Consider the following 17525-nt stretch of genomic DNA (forward strand, 5'->3'; position numbering starts at 1 on the left):
CATCGGCAATCAAGCCCATGATCTTCATATAATAAAATACACCAAAACAGACAAGCAGATTGATGTGATTGTCACAGCGATTAACGGCCTCATCGCGCGTTCACGCAAGTCTTTCAAGCTTACGTTCAAGCCGAGTCCAACCATGGCGGCTGTCAATAACCATGTCGTTGCAGTGCTAATTCCTGCCAGTACGCTTTCAGATACCGGAATCAAGTTGCCAAGCACATAACTTCCGAATAAGCTCATCGCAATGAACCCGACGAGGAACCAAGGGAATTCAATTTTGTTCTGCCCCTCTTCTTCCCCTTTACTTTTACGTTTCATGAAATAAATGAAAATGAAGCATAACGGCACTAAGAGAAATACCCTGCCGAGTTTCGCAAGTAGCGCAAGCGCAAGTGCATCTTCCCCAGCGGGAGCTGCAGCAATTGCTACATGGGCTAACTCGTGGAGACTCATGCCCGACCAGATACCGTATTCTGTCGGGAGCAACGGCACAATCGGCCGTAATACTGTATAGCCGATGGCAAACACGGTACCGAGCATGGCGATGATGCCGACTCCGATTGCGGTGTCTTCATCCTTCGCTTTGATGATCGGCGCGACCGCCGCGATGGCTGCAGCCCCACAAACTCCCGTCCCGACTCCAAGCAGCATGGAGATGCTCTTATCCGCCTTCAGCCATTTGGCAAGAAGGACCATAAGCCCGATTGCAAATGCAATGACGAGCATATCACGCGCCAACAAGCCCAATCCATCGCGGAAGACGACATCGATATTTAATTTCAATCCGTATAATATAATCGCGAGCCTCAGCAGCTTTTTCGATGAAAACGTGATCCCGCCGCGAAGCGCTTCAGGATAACCGAAAAATTGCCGATACGCAACAGCTATGATGATGGCGCTCGCCAATTGTCCGATGTGATTGAATCCAGGTACTTTCGCTAATAAAAAACCTAAAAATGCAATAAAAAATGTGAATGCAATCCCGGCGCTCCACATGCTTTTTTCATTCATACTCTTCTTTTCATCCAACTATACCACCTCCTGTATAAGCCTAATATGCGCCACTCCATAAGTAAAATAAATTATAATAATGCCCATGATAAGTAAAATGATATGATTGAACGCAAGGAGTGATGGATATGGACCAACGCCTTCAAGTATTTGTTACGGTAGCGGAAAAAGAGAGCTTTTCACGCGCTGCCGAGGAGCATCATATGACCCAGCCGGCAGTGAGCCAATATATCCGTCAGCTCGAGGAACAGATCGGAGCAAGGCTGCTGGAACGTACGAATAAATATGTCCGTCTCAACAAGGCAGGGGAAATCGTCTATCATCATGCGAAGGAGATTCTTGCTTTGTATACGAAAATGCAAAACCTTGTCGATGATCTGGCGAATAAGGCGAGCGGTCCATTGTCGATCGGTGCGAGTTATACATTCGGAGAATACGTGTTGCCACGCATTATCGCCAATTTGCAACAGACTTATCCCGATATCCAACCGACCGTAAAAATCGGCAATACGGCGACCGTCGCCGATCTCGTTGCAAGCCACCAGCTCGATATCGGCATTGTGGAAGGGAATTTCAATACGGCAAGGCTCATTGTAGAGGATTTTGCTGAAGATGCCATGGTAATCGTCAGTTCTATCGACCACCCGTTTGCAAATAGGAAAGAATCGCTCGAGTTGACGGATTTGGAGAATGAGACTTGGATTGTACGTGAGCACGGCTCCGGTACTCGGGAAGCGATGGATATTTTATTCGAACAACACGGAATTTTACCGACGAAGCTCATGAATTTCAGCAGCACGCAGCCGATCAAGGAGTCGGTCGAGGCAGGTCTCGGAATCAGCCTGCTTTCCCATTGGTCGATTAAAAAAGAATTGAAAAACGGCGATTTGCGAGTGTTGGATGTGAAAGGACTCCCCCACCGCCGTCAATTTTCCATTGTGACAAATACACCGTTCCAAACGAAGGCACTCGAAGTTTTCATTGATATCCTAAGGACAAAAAAACTGTTGACGACACTTATATAGAAGGACTTCCGCCTCCGACTATCGAAATGAAAAGGAGGAGAGGAGCTGTACATACAGTGAGGAAAATTCTATTGACAGCCATCGTCATAATGGGTGCCATATATATCTTTTTCATCCCGCCTGATCCAGTCGGTTTTAAAATTTTCATGAAGCTCATTCCGATGGCGCTCATTATCATGTTCGCTGTGATGACGCTGCCACTTGTGTCACAGACATATAAAAGAATCATCATTGCTGGATTATGTGTCTGCATGATTGCAGATGGTGTCATCTATTGGTTCATGGCAGGGCTTATCACCTTTTTCATCGGGCATCTTTTTTACATCTTCGCTTTTAAGTCTGCTAGCCGTAAACGTGTACCGATATGGGCTGCGATTCTGCTTGTGCTTTATGGTGTCGTTATGGCCATCTGGATTGCAGGGTCCCAATTCGCCAATGGAGAAGCCATTCTTGGATTGGCTATCCTCGCCTATATCACAGTCATTTTGACAATGGGATGGATGGCGATCCGTACGAGAATGGTACTGGCCATTACTGGTGCGCTGCTCTTCATGTTCTCGGATTCCGTGCTCGCCATAGACCGATTCATCATCGATATTCCTTATCGGGAAGCCTTTGTCATGGTGACATACTATGCTGCACAGGTATTCATTGCCGCAAGCATTGGCAGCCGGGTCGTCAAGTATTCCGTGAATCGAAACAATCTGATAAGATAAAAGAAACTATGCTTTTCATTAACTGGAGGTATTTGGAATGAAGGAAAAACTGATCGAACGTCTAACTCGTTATGCAAAAATCGATACACAATCGGATGCGAATAGCACATCCACACCATCCACACCTGGTCAATGGGATCTGCTGCACGTACTTGAAAAAGAACTTGCTGAAATTGGCATGGAAGAAATCACTTTGGATGAAAACGGCTACTTATTCGCCACTTTACCGTCAACTACCGATAAAGATCTGCCGGTAATCGGATTTCTCGCTCATGTCGACACGGCGACCGACTACACTGGCAAAAACGTTAATCCACAGCGGATCGACAATTATGACGGCAGCGACATCCAGTTGAATGAACAGACGACAATGTCAGTCTCCAAATTCCCTGAGCTGAAAAATTATCTGGGTCATACACTCATCACAACAGATGGCACGACATTGTTAGGTGCCGACAATAAAGCCGGAATTGCTGAAATCATGACAGCGATGGAGTATTTGATTCAAAACCCGGAAATTAAACACGGTAAACTGCGTGTTGCTTTCACACCTGATGAAGAAATTGGGCGTGGACCGCATAAATTCGACGTAGAAGCATTCGGTGCAAAATATGCATATACGATGGATGGCGGACCGCTTGGCGAGCTTCAATATGAAAGCTTCAATGCGGCAGGTGCAAAAGTCACGTTCCACGGGACGAATGTGCATCCGGGTTCCGCAAAGGACAAGATGGTGAACTCCATTCTCATCGCGAACCAATTCCAAGCGGCAATGCCTGCTAATGAGATTCCACAAGTGACAGACGGTTATGAGGGGTTCGTTCATCTGATGGATGTTAATGGATCTGTCGAGAAGACCGAGTTGCACTATATTATCCGCTACTTTGACCGTGAAACGTTTGAAGCGCGGAAGCAATTGTTCGTCGACACAGCTGCTCAACTACAGAAAGAGCACGGCGACCATGTTGTTGAGCTTGAACTGAACGATCAATATTTCAATATGGGCGAGAAAATCGAGCCAGTCATGGAAATTGTCGATATCATTTCGGATGCATTCAAAGCGCTCGAGATCAAGCCTAATATCGTGCCTGTGCGTGGTGGTACGGACGGATCGCAGCTTTCCTACATGGGCATGCCGACGCCGAATATTTTCACAGGCGGAGAGAATTACCATGGAAAATATGAATATATTTCGGTCGACAATATGGAGAAGGCGACGAATGTCATCATCGAAGCTGTAAAGCTATTCGAAGAACGCGCATAAGGGGGCGTTGCTGTGAAAGCTATTTGGATTGGTATTTTATCATCTCTGTTTTTCGCGGTGACGTTTGTGTTAAACAGATCGATGGAGATTTCGGGAGGCAGCTGGTTATGGAGCGCCTCCCTCCGTTATTTCTTCATGGTTCCATTTTTGATTGGCATCGTGGCTTATCGGAAAGGGCTTCGGGATACAGGCAAGGCAATGGCCGCGAAACCTCTTCCCTTTTTCAGCTGGAGCGTCGTCGCGTTCGTACTATTTTATGCCCCTTTGACCTTTTCTGCAGCGTATAGCCCTGGATGGTTGCTTGCGGGAACGTGGCAACTGACGATTGTCGCAGGCGTTCTGTTAGCGCCACTATTCGTCATAGTCGTGAAGACAGATGAAGGGGAAAAGAGGGTTCGACAACGGATTCCATTCGTATCGCTGCTCATTACATTGATCATTTTTGCAGGTGTTGTATTGATTCAAATTCCGAATGCGAACAGTGTCGATATGCGCACATTATTGCTCGGTATCCTTCCCGTTGTCATTGCTGCGTTCGCTTATCCTTTGGGTAATCGGAAAATGATGGATTTGTTGCAGGGAAGGCTTGATATGTTTCAACGTGTGCTAGCGATGACATTGATGACGATTCCGGTTTGGATCGGATTTGCTGTTTACGCAATGTTGACTGTTGGACCGCCTTCCATGAATCAGGTTATCCAGTCGTTAATTGTCGCGGTCAGCTCGGGAGTCATTGCGACAACGTTGTTCTTCATGGCGACAGACCTAGTCCAACATGATCAAGGCAAGCTCGCTGCAGTGGAAGCGACGCAATCGACAGAGCTCATTTTCGCGATGATCGGCGAAATGCTCATTTTACATATCGCTTTGCCTGGTCCGCTTTCTATGATCGGTATATTGGTGATCATTATCGGTATGGGATTGCATAGCTATCAGACTTCCGTTGCAAAGAAAAAAATGTCCGTTGTTCAGTAACGGGTTCGGTTGAAGGAAAAAAACGCTCAGAAACGAGCGTTTTTTCATATGTTTTCTATCAGCGTAAAGGTTTGGATTCTTGATTACTTTACAAGCTTCAATGAAATAGAATTTTCTTCTTGCGTTACAAGAATGTCTTGTTGTTCAGAGTTGCCATCTATATATGTTACATTTACTTTGATGATTACGTCGTCAACTATTACATTATTACCATCGTGAGGAATGGCAAGGGTATATTTATATTTTTCCTGTTCATTATAGGTAACTGTGTACGTTTTCCCGATATTCCTTATACCCTCATATACACCTGAACCCGGCTCACTAATAACGAAATCTATCTTTTCCGATCTTAACCATTCAGCGCCTGGATGCTTTTTAGATGTAAATGTAACATCTTCTACAAACTTGCCGTGGCTCATTGTATACGTAATTGACTCGATTTGTTCTCCAGTTATTTTGAGCATAACATCTGTGAAGATGTATCCACCTCCATCACCGCCCATACCCGTAATACCCATTCTATCTTTAGTTGCTAATTCAATAGCAGCTTGTTCAGATGTAATCGTCGTATCCAACTGATTCTCATCGTCACTCAATGCATAGGCCGTAATTGTAAAATTTGCAACCTGGAGCTCTCCATTCTTATTAAAGTAGGGAATACCCATCATAATCGCCAATAAGATTGCAAATACACTTGCTAACGGAATCCACCTTTTAAAATGTATCTGTCCCGATTTTCTTTTTCCGATATTCTCTCTTACACGATCTTCCATCGTTCTCGACATTTCGATAGAGGTAACAGCATCTTTAATCTTCTCATAATCCATCATTCATTCTCCTTTCGATATCTCTCCCGCAGAAGCTCTCTTCCCCGTTGTAATCGCTTTTTCACTGCTGATGTAGTAATAGTAAGGATTTTTGCTATTTCATCGACTTTATAGCCTTCCACATAATGAAGTAACAATACAACTTTATGTTTAGTTGGTAATCTCATAAGGTGATCAAGTAACCCATAATTTTCATCCTCTATACTATAGAGTTGCAAATCATTGATATCCATATGCTTACGAATAATATTGTATCTTCTCATATTCTTACAGCGATTCGTGGCAATCGTTATCAACCACGCCTTCTCATGTTCTGAATCATTGAAATTCGGAGATTTAGTTAGATAAGTTATAAAAGTGTCTTGTACGACATCCTCTGCATCTTTCTCATTGGACAACAGAACGAGACATATCCTGAACAGCATATTGCCGTATGTATCAACCATTCGCTCTACATCTAGTTCAGTCAACCAAACTACTTGTTGCAACGTTAATCAACCCCTTTCACTACTAACACACTTGAAGATGCTAAAAGGTGACATATTGTTGGAGATGATATAAAAGAAGTGCTTAGTTTATCGAAAAACTAAGCACTTTTTATTCACAGCAAGTCAGCGGTAGCGGTAGTTATGGTCATTCTGATACTTTAACCACTCATCGATTTCCGCTTTTATAAATCTTTTCTGCTCAGCGATTGTTAGATATGGGATGAATCGATACGTGTCATAGCTGCTAAGTTCCGCTCTTTCAGAATCATCCTTTAAAATAATGTCTTCTAATGCCTGTTCACTTGTTTGCAGATATTCAGCAAGTTGAGTTATTGTCATTAAATCAGCTGTTGAATTGATAGCTTGTGGATTGTTCTCTTGTTTAGTTGTTTTATTCGTTGCGCTACTGAGAATAAAAGCAGACAGTACGATTGATAATCCCAGGATGACAGTCCCTATTAGATACGTTGATTGTTTCAAATTGCGCCACCCAATATTTTACAACACTTGTATTTATTTTAACTGAATTGTGCGTTGATAAACAACAAAAAAAGGAGACGCCAATTCTTATGAATTGCATCCCCGTATTAGTGGACCTTTTTCTTTTATTTATAAGCACCAATAATCTCTACAGCTTCCTCTGCCAATGAAGTATCAACGGCTTTATCGAAATCGATATCACCGCGAATTGCACCGTTCGCTTTATATGTTTCGTATTGCTTCTTGATATCATCCACGAACATCCTACCATCCGGATCGAGCCCGGTGACATTCACTTTATCCCATAGCTCCGGATCTTTCAAAGCGGTATGCTTCACCATGATGTCCACGATTTCTTCCTTGCCTTCCCCTTTAAAGAACGCGTCGTTATAATCCCTGACGCCTTTCAAGTAGGCAGCCATGAAGCGGAGCGAAATTTCTTCCTCGCCCATGAATTTTGGCGAAGCGAGTACCATCGCAATCTGCGATTCAGGGGCATAATCGGTTGCATCTTTGAAACGGACGTGAAAGCCGTTCGCGACTCCTTGCGCAATAAGCGGTTCGATATTCAACGCAGCGTCGATTGTTCCTGCGTTAATCGCGCCAAGCATTGAACCGAAGTCCGCGATATTGACATATTCGACGTCATCTTCTGTCAATCCGGCATGTTTCAACATTTCCTCATAAATATATCCATCAATCGAGTTTCTGGAAGATACGCCAATCTTTTTCCCGCGGAAATCTGGATAATCTTTAATTTCATCTACCATATGGTTTCCGATGACGAAAGTAAAATACGATTTCCCTGGCATATTATGCCCTTTATCCGCAATGATCCGAACGTCGATGCCTTGCGCAATCGCGTTAAAGAATGAAGCGGTCGAGACGCCGCCCGCAATATCGACTTCACCCGCTGCAAGTGCCGGCAGCATGTCGTCGCTATTGGCAAAATCCGCAAATTCCACTTCAATATTGTAGTCCTCAAAATACCCTTTTTCCTTCGCAATATAGAACCCCGCACCGGAAGCCGCACCGTCTTCAGCAATCAACACTTTCACCCGTTTCTCAAGTGGCGCCAAATCTCCGGAAGGTGCCTCAGTGACTGGATCGCCAGGCGGTGTTTCCACTTTTGTCGGCGGAGCGGGCTCTTGTTTAGCGCATGCAGCAAGTACAAGCATGACAGCCAACATCATCATCCAACCATATTTGAACCCTTTCACTTTTTTTCCCCATTTCATTTGTTCTCTTTCCTGGACCGCTGTACTTCGTCTTGCAAATGTTTCCAAATATCGACAAACTGCGCTGCAAGTTTCGGGTCTTTCCGGATATCTTCCACTGTCCTAGGTCGTGGTGTGTCAATATTCACTTGCTGGATGATCTTCCCTGGTTGTGCACTCATAAGCAGAATTCGATCGCTCAGCAATAATGCTTCGTCAATACTATGTGTTATGAAGATCACTGTTTTTTTTGTTTCCGACCAGATAGATAACAATTCTTCTTGGAGGATGAACTTGTTCTGTTCATCCAACGCAGCGAACGGTTCATCCATAAGTAGGATTTCGGGATCATTTGCGAACGCACGGGCTATGCTTACCCGCTGTTTCATTCCCCCGGATAATTCCTTAGGGTAAAGATGTGAAAACGGGTCAAGTCCAGTCTTTTTTAAGTAATATTCCGTCCTCTCCCGAATGACGTCCTTCGGCATTTTCCGCATTTTCAACCCAAATGCAACATTCTCCTTCACAGTCAGCCAGGGGATGACGCCCCTCTCCTGGAACACCATCGATTGGAGAGGACGTCCTTCTTGTTCCGACCGAATTTCGAACTCACCGACACTCGGTTGTTCCAAACCCGCCAATATCCGCAATAAAGTCGTTTTGCCACAGCCGCTCGGTCCGACAATGCAGACAAATTCCCCTTCTCCTATTGAGAGGGAAATATCGTCGAGAGCTGTCACACTAGATTGCTTCTTGTAAAATGCCTTCGTCAGATTCCTAATTTCGATTTTCGCTTTCTTTCTCATCCACTCACCTCCAAGGTAACAACTTTTTCTGAAGACCGCGAAGCATCAAGGAAAAGAGATAGCCGAAAAAGGAGATGAGGATGAGTCCGACGTACATTTCCTGGAGCAGGAATGCTTTATAAGACGTCCAGATCAAATATCCGATACCCGATGTCGCCCCCATCATTTCTGCGGCGACAATCGTGAGCAATGCAATCGCCTGCCCCATCTGGATTCCTTCCAGCATGACCGGCAAAGCACCAGGCAAAGCAATTTTGAAAAAGAACTGCACTTTACCTGCTCCATAATTATTTGCAACATCCAAATAAATTCGGTCGATGTTCAAGACCCCAGCCGCCGTATTGATGACAACCGGGAAAAATACGCTTCCCGCAATCGTAACAACTTTCGACAAATCACCGATCCCAAATAGGATGATGATGATCGGCAGCAATGCAAGCGTCGGAATCGGCATGAGCGCCATGACGATCGGCTGAACAAAATGACGGATCGGGGAATAAAGACCCATCAGCAAACCGATGACAACCCCTGGTATGACACCCGCGAGGAACCCTGCAAAAATCCGGTACAACGAAACGCCGATATGGTCCGCCATCGCCCCGCTTGCAATCATTTTGACAAAGGTGCCTAAAATGGCGGATGGTGGCGGGAAAAATCGGATATCCATTATCCCCGTCCTTGACATCACTTCCCACAACAGCAACAGGAAGATTGGCGAAGCGATCGTCAATAGCTGCTTATATCGTTCCTTCGATTGTCTGTGCTTCCATTCCCGCTGTTCGATCTCATACGGATCGCGTCCAATAGTCGCCTTATCTTTTTTCAACGTTCACCACCTCTTCATAACAATAATATGTATACGCCTATGGGTTTGGTTGGGCAAATGGCGCGGTTTTTGGCGAATCGACAAGGTTTGGATAGGTGGGATGGGTGGTTTTGGGCGCGGGTTGGCTTGCTTTGGACGTCAAAAAGCATCTGCCGCGATTTCCGCAACAGATGCTTTCGTGTTTTACTAATTTATCCGCGCCAGGCGCTCATACCGCCTCTGACGTTCGTGACATTTGTGAATCCCGATTTTGTCAGGATATTTGCTGCTTGAGAACTTCGCATACCACTCTGGCAAATGACGACAATCTCTTTATTCTTATCAAGTTTATCCAACTTGGAATTCAACAAGTTCAAAGGGATATTGTTAAATTCATTAATATGGCGCCCTTTATATTCTGCCGGCGTACGGACATCGATGAATTGCTTTGACTTATCTTTCAACATTGGTTTCAATTCGTGCGTCGATATTGATTTTACGCCTTTTGCCGGCATCATGCGCCATGCAAAAAATGCGACGATTGCTATGATAATAATCCATTCCATCGGTTTTCACTCCTAAATTTTCGTGGCAAAGATAATAATGGTTTAGTTGCGTATCTGCGAACAATGAACCGTGTCCCAAGCATACCCTGCACAGTATTATTATTGCAATTTCAATATACCACCATGGGTATGGGGCGCGCAACAGTTTTGTTTATCACCACTTAGGAGAGACTTATCACCACTCAGACGGACATTATCACCGCTTAGGAGATGGTTATCACCACTCAGACGAGGTTTATCACCACTTGACCAATACTTCCCACTTCGTATGTAGTATTTTTACCCGCTTTCAACGACCTTGGAAGTGTTATCACCGACTTGAAACAGGTTATCACCGACTTGGATGACTTTATCACCGACTCTTGATGTGTTATCACCGATTCAGGGGAATTTATCACCGTTTGACTACAATTCAGCTTGAAATTCGTCCACTTCATCAAAAAAAGAGGAACCACACTAGGCTCCTCCCCTTACTTAATCGATAAAACCAAATTCTATAGCTTCCCTCATTAATTCTTCCCTAAACTTAGGATGTGCGATGCCAATCAATGCTTCCGCCCGTTCTGACAAGGACTTGCCATGCAATCTGGCAATCCCATACTCCGTTACAACATTGTCCACGTAGTTTTTTGAGGTTGTCACGACAGAGCTCGGCGCAAGATGAAGCTTGATTCTCGAAATCGTGTCATTTTTCGCCGTCGAATGCATACATACATACCCTTTGCCGTATTTCGACAATCGGACACCTCTAGCAAAATCAGCCTGGCCACCACTAGAAGAGTAATAACGGCCAGCAACGGTTTCCGATGCGCATTGCCCATACAAATCGACTTCTGTCGTTGCATTAATCGACACCATATGATCCTCTTTTGCAATTTCATATGCATCATTGACGACACTTACCGGCAGAAACTCCACTGATGGATTGTTATCGAGGAAATCATACAACCGCTGTGATCCGAAAGCGAATGTCGCAATGATTTTCCCTGTACGGGACGACTTTTTCATTCCATCCACCGCGCCCGACTCAACTAAATCAACAATGCCATCCGTCAGCATTTCCGTGTGTATGCCTAAATGCTTGCGGTCCTTGAGCATCTTCATGACAGCATTCGGTATGGCACCGATGCCGATCTGCAACGTATCGCCATCTTGGATATCATTTGTTATATACTCCGCGATTTTCAGATCTTTCTCCGTAATTACCGGTGATACCTCTTCAGTCAACGGCAAATCATTTTCAATGAATCCCGCAATTTGGCTAATGTGTATTTGATTCGCCCCGAAAGTGCGCGGCATGTGGCGATTCACTTCCAATACAAAAGGAACCTTGCCGATAAATTCAGCGGCATAATCAGCATTCGTGCCAAGCGAAAAATAGCCATGCTCATCCATCGGCGAAGCGACCGCCATGACCATCGGCTTCTTCGTCGTCTTTTGCAGCAATCTATACATTTCCTGAAACACATTTGGAATTAATTCGACATGCCCTGCCCAAAATGCTCTTCTCGTCGCTCCGCTCAGGAAGTACGAAATGTGGGAAAGATGTCCGGTCATTTTACCGTTTATATAATCACGCTCACGAAGTGCCAACATTTGATGCACTTTGACGTTATCCAATTTCTCATAATTTGCTTCAAGTACATCCAACAAACCGTGTGGCTCGCCATTTGAAAGAGGGATAATAATGTCAGTGTCCTTTTCAATTAATCCGATACATTCCAATGAATTTAATAGCTTTGTCATATGTCACACTTCCCTGCTGTTGTATTGCAATCAGTATAGTACAGACTGTAAGCCTACTCAACTTGTTGAAAAATGCGTCAATACTTATAATTGACGTATGACAAAATTATCGAGTGATCAAATTAGACAATTGAATAGCTATAGTGTTTGCGTAAATAACCCGCAACATCTCTTATTCACATTACAAGACCTTCTTGATAATGAAAAAACGGCGGATTGCATTCGAGCTGTGCAAACAGTGAGCGGAAGCCCGAATATGACGGTCGCTGCTTCTTTCTTTATGCGGCGTGTTGGAATGTTCATCAATATGCAGTTGTATAACGTGGCGGCCTATGACGAAATATGGGACGGGGATGCAGCGAAGATGTATTTTGGGGCAGTCGAAGAGTATGGAAATCGTACAGTAAGCACCTTTGTCGAAGAGAACGATTGGCGAGTGGTTGATGAAGATGAACATCGGGTTGCCATCCGGAAAATCTTGCTGCAAGCGGATAAAGTCATCCGTCAAATCCGGACAGTCACCTCCGTCTCTCCGCTGACTCTTTGGGAGAACATCTTCGGCTTTTTGCTGTGGCAGTACCATGTCATGTTGAGCAATCCTGGCACGAAAGAAAAAGCGCGGGCAGATATAAATTGCTTGAAAGATGACGAGATTTGGAAAGACATCGCCTCGCACTCTTTATTCGCAGCATTTTTAAAAGGAAACGAGCCGTGCGATTTGCTGAACACGACAGTTCGGACGACGTGCTGTTTCTCGAAAGATGTGCCGGGCTTAATGCAGTGTGGGTTTTGCCCGCTAAAATGAACGTTCACCTTACGCGGTAGGCTAGATAAGATTTATTAATGGAATAAAGGCCGCTGATTACGGTCCCAGGGTAAAAAGCTCCAATTTATTCATGTTGAGGAGGGGAATCAATGATTCATGTTTCGGGCAATGTCATCGATAGCGAAACGCGCTGTACGCACTACCATTCCGAGTTTGATATTATAGCGATTAAATTTTATTGCTGCGATACTTATTATCCTTGCTATCGGTGCCATGAAGAATCAGGTTGCGGCGACCATAAAGTTTGGCCGAAAGTGAAGTTTGGTATGCATGCAGTGCTATGTGGTAAATGCAAAAACGAATTGACGGTTGATCAATATAAGGATAGCGGATTTGGGTGTCCTTCTTGCGGGGCACAATTTAATCCAGGATGCGGGTTGCATTGGGAATTGTATTTCGAAAAGTGAAAAGTAAAATGAAATAGCCTGAGTGAGTTTCGCTTCTATTTAATTTTTCCCGAGAATACGCCTAATGTGCTAGCGACAATAATGAAGTTTATATGGTCTTGTTCCCCAAGTAGTTGAATAGTATACTCATAATGTACTGAAAAATTTTAACAATTACATAAAGGGGGAATTCGACAATGTTTTCATCGACATGGGACCGGTTGTGGCATATGCACGATCAGGTAAAAGACTTGTTCCGTTTCTTTTTCCGACCGGATTCGTCAGAGATGGCATCCGGCGGCGGAGGCGGTCAGAAGATTGGTGTCGGAAATGCAGGCGGGGGGCGAGATCCGCGGAGTTATTCACCAGCACAATTGACCGGATTGGCGTTAGGACCGCTATTATTCTTTATTACTCTCTTATTTTTCAAGCCTGAAGGATTATCATCTGAGGGTGTCGCCATTTTGGCGAGTACGTTGTGGATTGCAACGTGGTGGATTACGGAAGCAATTCCTATCCCCGTCACTTCGTTATTGCCGCTAGTCCTGTTCCCTTTGTCAGGTGGACTGGAAGTGAAGTCTACCGCTTCGGCTTATGGGGACGAAACGATCTTTTTATTCATGGGAGGCTTCATGATAGCGCTTGCGATGGAAAAATGGAATTTACATCGCCGGATTGCATTGACGATCATTTCCGCAATTGGAACGAATATGGATCGCATCGTCCTAGGCTTCATGGTCGCGACTGGATTCCTATCCATGTGGATTTCGAATACGGCGACGGCAATGATGATGGTGCCGATCGGGCTTGCAATCATCTACCAAATTTCAGATGCATTGAAGGATGACCCTTCCATCGATACGTCAAAAGAGAATTTCGGATTTGGCAAGGCGCTCATGTTGGGTATTGCTTATTCGGCTTCATTGGGCGGTATCGCGACATTAATCGGTACGCCGCCGAATACTTTGCTTGCGGGTGCAATCAATAAAATGTACGGCATCGAGCTGTCCTTTGCAAAGTGGATGATGTTCGGTGTACCGCTTGCTTGGAGTTTCATTTTAATCACGTGGGTCTACCTTGTGAAATTCGCATTTCCTTCAAAAATCAAAACCTTGCCTGGTGGACGTGGCATCATAGATAGTGAGAAAAAGAAATTGGGCAAAGCTTCTACGGAAGAGAAAATTGTTTTTACTATTTTTGTATTGGCTGCTTTCTCTTGGATTACACGGACATTCCTGCTCTCCAAGTTCATTGATGGGTTAAGTGATGGCGTCATCGCAATGGTATTTGCCATTCTGTTATTCATCATCCCATCGGTCAATAAGAAAGGCGACCATCTATTGGATTGGAATACGGCTGTTAAATTACCGTGGGGTATTCTCTTGCTTTTCGGAGGGGGCCTGGCAATCGCTTCCGGATTTGTCAGCTCGGAACTGTCCGTTTGGATTGGATCACAATTGTCGGGGTTGAGCGGCGTGCATATCCTCATCGTCATTCTCATCGTTACGACACTCGTCATCTTCTTGACGGAAATCACTTCCAACACTGCAACAGCATCCATGATGTATCCAATCATGGCATCACTTGCCGTCGCGTTAGGGTTCCATCCGTTTGCACTTATGATAGCTGCAGGTGTGGCCGCTTCTTGTGCGTTCATGCTGCCTGTAGCGACACCACCGAACGCCGTCGTTTTCGGTTCCGGCTATTTACGGATTCCCGATATGGCGAAGGCTGGGTTTGCACTAAATATCATTGGAATTGTCCTCGTGACAGCAGCGATCTATTTCTTGCTTCCGCTGCTATGGGGCATCGATTTAACAACCATTCCAGAATCATTCAAATGAATAAATTGAAAACAGGGCAAGCCATATTTCTACGGCTGCCCTGTTTTTATTCGTTACGCCCTCTTCGCTCGTCTATACCGAATCATTCCTACATAAACAATCGGCAAGATTGCCGTCAATACAATGAGCCCTACCCAACCGAACGATTCATATAGCGGGCTAAGCAATGTGCTGCCCATCGCTACGCCTATGTAATAAGAAACCAAATAGAGACTCGCTGCACTGCCCTTATGATGAGTCGCTTCCTTGCTGACAGATGCCGCCGTCAAAGAATGGGCCGTGAAAAATCCTAAACAGATGACACATAGACCGATAATGATCATAGTGAGCGATGAAAATGCTGTCATGCCAATGCCTAAGGCTAGTAATGCAACCCCTGCGAGCCTGACATTGCGGAGACCGAACTTCCCTGAAAGCCATCCTGCAAGCGGAGCCCCGACGACTCCGAACCCATACGCCAAGTATAAGTATGAAATCGCCTCAAGTGATAGAGAATACGGTGGATTAATCAGATGGAACGGTAAGTACGTCCACACACCTGTGAAAGACAATTGAAGAACGATGCCTAAGCCGAATACGATGAGCAAAGCAGGATTTTTGAGATGAAAAACAATCCCTTCGATATCTTTCGCAAAGGTCGTATCACTTGGCACGAAATTCCTTGATTTCGGCAACGCCAACAGCAGGATGACGAACAGCACCGTTCCGAAAATCGATAGTATGTATAAAGACATTTGCCAAGAAGCCTGTTCGGCAATAAAACCCGTCATGAAACGGCCGATCATGCCTCCCAAACTATTAAAAGATATGTAAAGCGCTGTTGCAATGTTCGTAAACTGCTTATGTATTTCCTCGCTGATATAGGCAAGTGCCGCGGCAGGTACACCAGCGAGTGCAAACCCTTGCACGAAGCGAAGAATGATGATGAGCAGGAATGAATCCGTGTTTGCGATAAGTAGAAATGGAATAGCCGATCCGATTAAGGAAAGGTAAATGTATACTTTCCGTCCGTTCCGATCCGAAAAGAAACCGAGGACAAGTAGTCCTGTAATTAACCCGATTGTCGTCATTGACATGGCAGTACTTGCATACGAAACCGATATGCCGAATTCTATTGTGAATAAAGGCAGGAGCGGTTGCATTGAATACATCGATGCGAAAATGAAAATAGAGGCGAACCCTAAGCCAAGTACAATTTTCCAAAATTGAAGATCCCTTACCGTATAGCCGTCATGCTGCATCATCCCACATCCAGTCGTCAGCCTAATAGATTGTATTATAACATTTTAAAATTGTAATCTGAAAGAAATGAAAATACCGGTATTGGATTTATCCAATACCGGCGTTTATTGTCATCCTTGTACATCCTTTGTAGCTGCATGTTTGATTTTTCTTCGTTGATCGTAAATATTGCGTACAATCACTTTTCCTACCGCATATACAGGCACACCAACGATAATGCCGACGAAACCGGCGATATTACCTGCTGCCAGGATGATTGTAATGACAGTTAGCGGGTGAATGTCGAGCGATTTGCCCATGACGTTCGGCGTGATAAGATTGCTGTCGATTTGCTGGGCTACGAGCGTCACGATCGCTACACCGATGACAAGTTTAGGCTTATCCATAAAAGCGATGATGAGAGCCGGCGCAACCGCAATCCATGGTCCGATGAAAGGAATCAAGTTCATGAATAGCGCAAAGATGGCTAGAAGCAATGCGTATTCAAGACCCAATATTAAATATCCGATGAAGATGAGAGTTGCCAGAATTGTACTGATCAGGAATTGTCCCTGAATGTAAGAACGTAGCACATTGTCAATATCGCTCAAGGTTTTTTTAACCCATTCACGCCGTTCCCCACTGAACAGGTCATAGATGATCGGTGCGAATTTTTCATGGTCCTTCAACATAAAGATGAAGAAAAACGGCACCAATACGAGCAGGAATATCGCTTGGAAGAAAGATTGTAAAAATTGGACAATCCATTTTCCAAAGTTCACAGCTATTGCCTGAATCGAATTTGTGGCACTGTCGATTGAACCTTGCAAGCTTGGAGGTAAATAATCTTCCAGATCCCCGAACATACTTCTCATATCATCGAATTTCTTCGACAAGGTTGGCGCGTTTTCGACAAGGTTATTCACCTGTCTCGTTACATGGGGTCCTATGATGGAAATGAAAATGGCTAGTATGATGACCAAGCCTGCCAAGATGATCAGAATACTTCCCCATCGCGGGATATTACGACTTTCCAGGAAACGCTGTATCGGTTCGGTCATGTAATAGAGCACTCCACCGAGCAACAACGGTAAAATAATCGCTTTTATAATAATGATGACCGGCGCAAATATGAAACTGATTTCCATGAAATATTTAATGATTAAGATGGCCAATAAAATGCCGACACCAACTTGGAACCAAAGCTTCTTTGTCAATTTCCCACGTCCTTTACCGTCTACGAAAGTATTTATTCAAGTATACGGTTTATTACGGTTGGTGTCGAAAAAAGTTTCACTAGTAGTGGTTTCGATTTT

At 44.5% G+C, this 17525-nt stretch carries 18 protein-coding genes; 7 read left to right on the top strand and 11 right to left on the bottom strand.

Going from position 1 to position 17525, the window contains the following annotated elements; genetic code table 11:
• Positions 1-24: 24 nt before the first annotated feature.
• Positions 25-1017: a YeiH family protein gene (locus OC538_RS09875; RefSeq protein ID WP_262175265.1), complete on the bottom strand. Its 993-nt coding sequence runs from the start codon at positions 1015-1017 to the stop codon at positions 25-27.
• Positions 1018-1145: 128 nt separating this feature from the next.
• On the opposite strand from OC538_RS09875, the gene OC538_RS09880 reads away from it, so the two are divergent.
• From OC538_RS09880 to OC538_RS09895, 4 genes are read left to right on the top strand one after another with little or no spacing between them, the layout of a single operon-like run.
• Entirely contained in the window at positions 1146-2042 is an 897-nt protein-coding gene (locus tag OC538_RS09880) for a LysR family transcriptional regulator (protein WP_262174883.1), read from the top strand.
• A 56-nt stretch (positions 2043-2098) separates the two neighbouring features.
• Positions 2099-2758 carry a lysoplasmalogenase gene (locus OC538_RS09885; protein ID WP_262174886.1) on the top strand — a complete coding sequence of 220 codons (660 nt, stop codon included), beginning with the start codon at positions 2099-2101 and terminating at the stop codon, positions 2756-2758.
• A 37-nt stretch (positions 2759-2795) separates the two neighbouring features.
• Positions 2796-4022 (top strand): peptidase T, encoded by a 1227-nt coding sequence (pepT, locus tag OC538_RS09890; protein WP_262174889.1) that lies wholly within the window; start codon positions 2796-2798, stop codon positions 4020-4022.
• Positions 4023-4034: 12 nt separating this feature from the next.
• The gene (locus OC538_RS09895) at positions 4035-4997 is read left to right on the top strand and encodes a multidrug resistance efflux transporter family protein (protein WP_262174892.1); all 963 of its coding nucleotides are present in this window, start codon (positions 4035-4037) and stop codon (positions 4995-4997) included.
• 83 nt (positions 4998-5080) lie between these two features.
• Here OC538_RS09895 and OC538_RS09900 read toward each other — a convergent pair whose 3' ends face one another.
• From OC538_RS09900 to OC538_RS09935, 8 genes are all read right to left on the bottom strand, one after another.
• A complete protein-coding gene (locus OC538_RS09900; protein WP_262174894.1) occupies positions 5081-5824 on the bottom strand; it encodes a hypothetical protein in 744 nt (247 codons plus the stop codon).
• Complete coding sequence (locus OC538_RS09905; protein ID WP_251693058.1) at positions 5824-6312, bottom strand: RNA polymerase sigma factor; 489 nt, start codon at positions 6310-6312, stop codon at positions 5824-5826. Before OC538_RS09905 ends, OC538_RS09900 begins: the two co-directional genes overlap by 1 nt.
• Before the next feature lie 123 nt (positions 6313-6435).
• Positions 6436-6792: a Clp protease ClpB gene (locus OC538_RS09910; RefSeq protein WP_251693056.1), complete on the bottom strand. Its 357-nt coding sequence runs from the start codon at positions 6790-6792 to the stop codon at positions 6436-6438.
• A 125-nt stretch (positions 6793-6917) separates the two neighbouring features.
• Complete coding sequence (locus OC538_RS09915) at positions 6918-8030, bottom strand: ABC transporter substrate-binding protein (protein WP_251693054.1); 1113 nt, start codon at positions 8028-8030, stop codon at positions 6918-6920.
• Positions 8027-8815, bottom strand: a complete 789-nt coding sequence (locus OC538_RS09920; protein ID WP_251693052.1) for an ABC transporter ATP-binding protein — start codon at positions 8813-8815, stop codon at positions 8027-8029. The genes OC538_RS09915 and OC538_RS09920 overlap by 4 nt, the downstream gene beginning before the upstream one ends.
• Positions 8816-8819: 4 nt before the next feature.
• Positions 8820-9641: an ABC transporter permease gene (locus OC538_RS09925; protein WP_251693050.1), complete on the bottom strand. Its 822-nt coding sequence runs from the start codon at positions 9639-9641 to the stop codon at positions 8820-8822.
• 191 nt (positions 9642-9832) lie between these two features.
• Positions 9833-10186: a rhodanese-like domain-containing protein gene (locus tag OC538_RS09930; RefSeq protein WP_251693049.1), complete on the bottom strand. Its 354-nt coding sequence runs from the start codon at positions 10184-10186 to the stop codon at positions 9833-9835.
• Between the two features lie 474 nt (positions 10187-10660).
• On the bottom strand, positions 10661-11932 hold the full coding sequence (locus tag OC538_RS09935; protein WP_262174900.1) for an acetyl-CoA hydrolase/transferase family protein: 1272 nt from the start codon (positions 11930-11932) through the stop codon (positions 10661-10663).
• A 256-nt stretch (positions 11933-12188) separates the two neighbouring features.
• On the opposite strand from OC538_RS09935, the gene OC538_RS09940 reads away from it, so the two are divergent.
• The 3 genes from OC538_RS09940 to OC538_RS09950 all read left to right on the top strand — a co-directional run bounded on the left by OC538_RS09940 (position 12189) and on the right by OC538_RS09950 (position 14988).
• Positions 12189-12737, top strand: a complete 549-nt coding sequence (locus OC538_RS09940) for a hypothetical protein (RefSeq protein ID WP_251693044.1) — start codon at positions 12189-12191, stop codon at positions 12735-12737.
• Positions 12738-12847: 110 nt separating this feature from the next.
• Positions 12848-13165 carry a CHY zinc finger protein gene (locus OC538_RS09945; RefSeq protein ID WP_251693042.1) on the top strand — a complete coding sequence of 106 codons (318 nt, stop codon included), beginning with the start codon at positions 12848-12850 and terminating at the stop codon, positions 13163-13165.
• Between the two features lie 176 nt (positions 13166-13341).
• The gene (locus tag OC538_RS09950; RefSeq protein WP_251693040.1) at positions 13342-14988 is read left to right on the top strand and encodes an SLC13 family permease; all 1647 of its coding nucleotides are present in this window, start codon (positions 13342-13344) and stop codon (positions 14986-14988) included.
• Positions 14989-15041: 53 nt separating this feature from the next.
• Here OC538_RS09950 and OC538_RS09955 read toward each other — a convergent pair whose 3' ends face one another.
• Together OC538_RS09955 and OC538_RS09960 are read right to left on the bottom strand one after the other, a co-directional pair.
• Positions 15042-16229, bottom strand: coding sequence for an MFS transporter (locus tag OC538_RS09955; protein ID WP_251693038.1), 1188 nt, complete (start codon positions 16227-16229; stop codon positions 15042-15044).
• 111 nt (positions 16230-16340) lie between these two features.
• Entirely contained in the window at positions 16341-17426 is a 1086-nt protein-coding gene (locus OC538_RS09960) for an AI-2E family transporter (RefSeq protein ID WP_251693036.1), read from the bottom strand.
• Positions 17427-17525 lie beyond the last annotated feature (99 nt).

This window comes from Saccharococcus sp. Marseille-Q5394 (assembly GCF_946901335.1).
Lineage (GTDB): Bacteria > Bacillota > Bacilli > Bacillales_A > Planococcaceae > Sporosarcina > Sporosarcina luteola_C.

Bases quoted from the DNA above. Each gene is read 5' to 3' on its own strand.
- OC538_RS09875 (WP_262175265.1), bottom strand. From the start codon at position 1,017: ATGAATGAAAAAAGCATGTGGAGCGCCGGGATTGCATTCACATTTTTT.
- OC538_RS09880 (WP_262174883.1), top strand. From the start codon at position 1,146: ATGGACCAACGCCTTCAAGTATTTGTTACGGTAGCGGAAAAAGAGAGC.
- pepT (WP_262174889.1), top strand. From the start codon at position 2,796: ATGAAGGAAAAACTGATCGAACGTCTAACTCGTTATGCAAAAATCGAT.
- OC538_RS09900 (WP_262174894.1), bottom strand. From the start codon at position 5,824: ATGGATTATGAGAAGATTAAAGATGCTGTTACCTCTATCGAAATGTCG.
- OC538_RS09915 (WP_251693054.1), bottom strand. From the start codon at position 8,030: ATGAAATGGGGAAAAAAAGTGAAAGGGTTCAAATATGGTTGGATGATG.
- OC538_RS09920 (WP_251693052.1), bottom strand. From the start codon at position 8,815: ATGAGAAAGAAAGCGAAAATCGAAATTAGGAATCTGACGAAGGCATTT.
- OC538_RS09930 (WP_251693049.1), bottom strand. From the start codon at position 10,186: ATGGAATGGATTATTATCATAGCAATCGTCGCATTTTTTGCATGGCGC.
- OC538_RS09935 (WP_262174900.1), bottom strand. From the start codon at position 11,932: ATGACAAAGCTATTAAATTCATTGGAATGTATCGGATTAATTGAAAAG.
- OC538_RS09940 (WP_251693044.1), top strand. From the start codon at position 12,189: ATGACGGTCGCTGCTTCTTTCTTTATGCGGCGTGTTGGAATGTTCATC.
- OC538_RS09945 (WP_251693042.1), top strand. From the start codon at position 12,848: ATGATTCATGTTTCGGGCAATGTCATCGATAGCGAAACGCGCTGTACG.
- OC538_RS09950 (WP_251693040.1), top strand. From the start codon at position 13,342: ATGTTTTCATCGACATGGGACCGGTTGTGGCATATGCACGATCAGGTA.
- OC538_RS09955 (WP_251693038.1), bottom strand. From the start codon at position 16,229: ATGCAGCATGACGGCTATACGGTAAGGGATCTTCAATTTTGGAAAATT.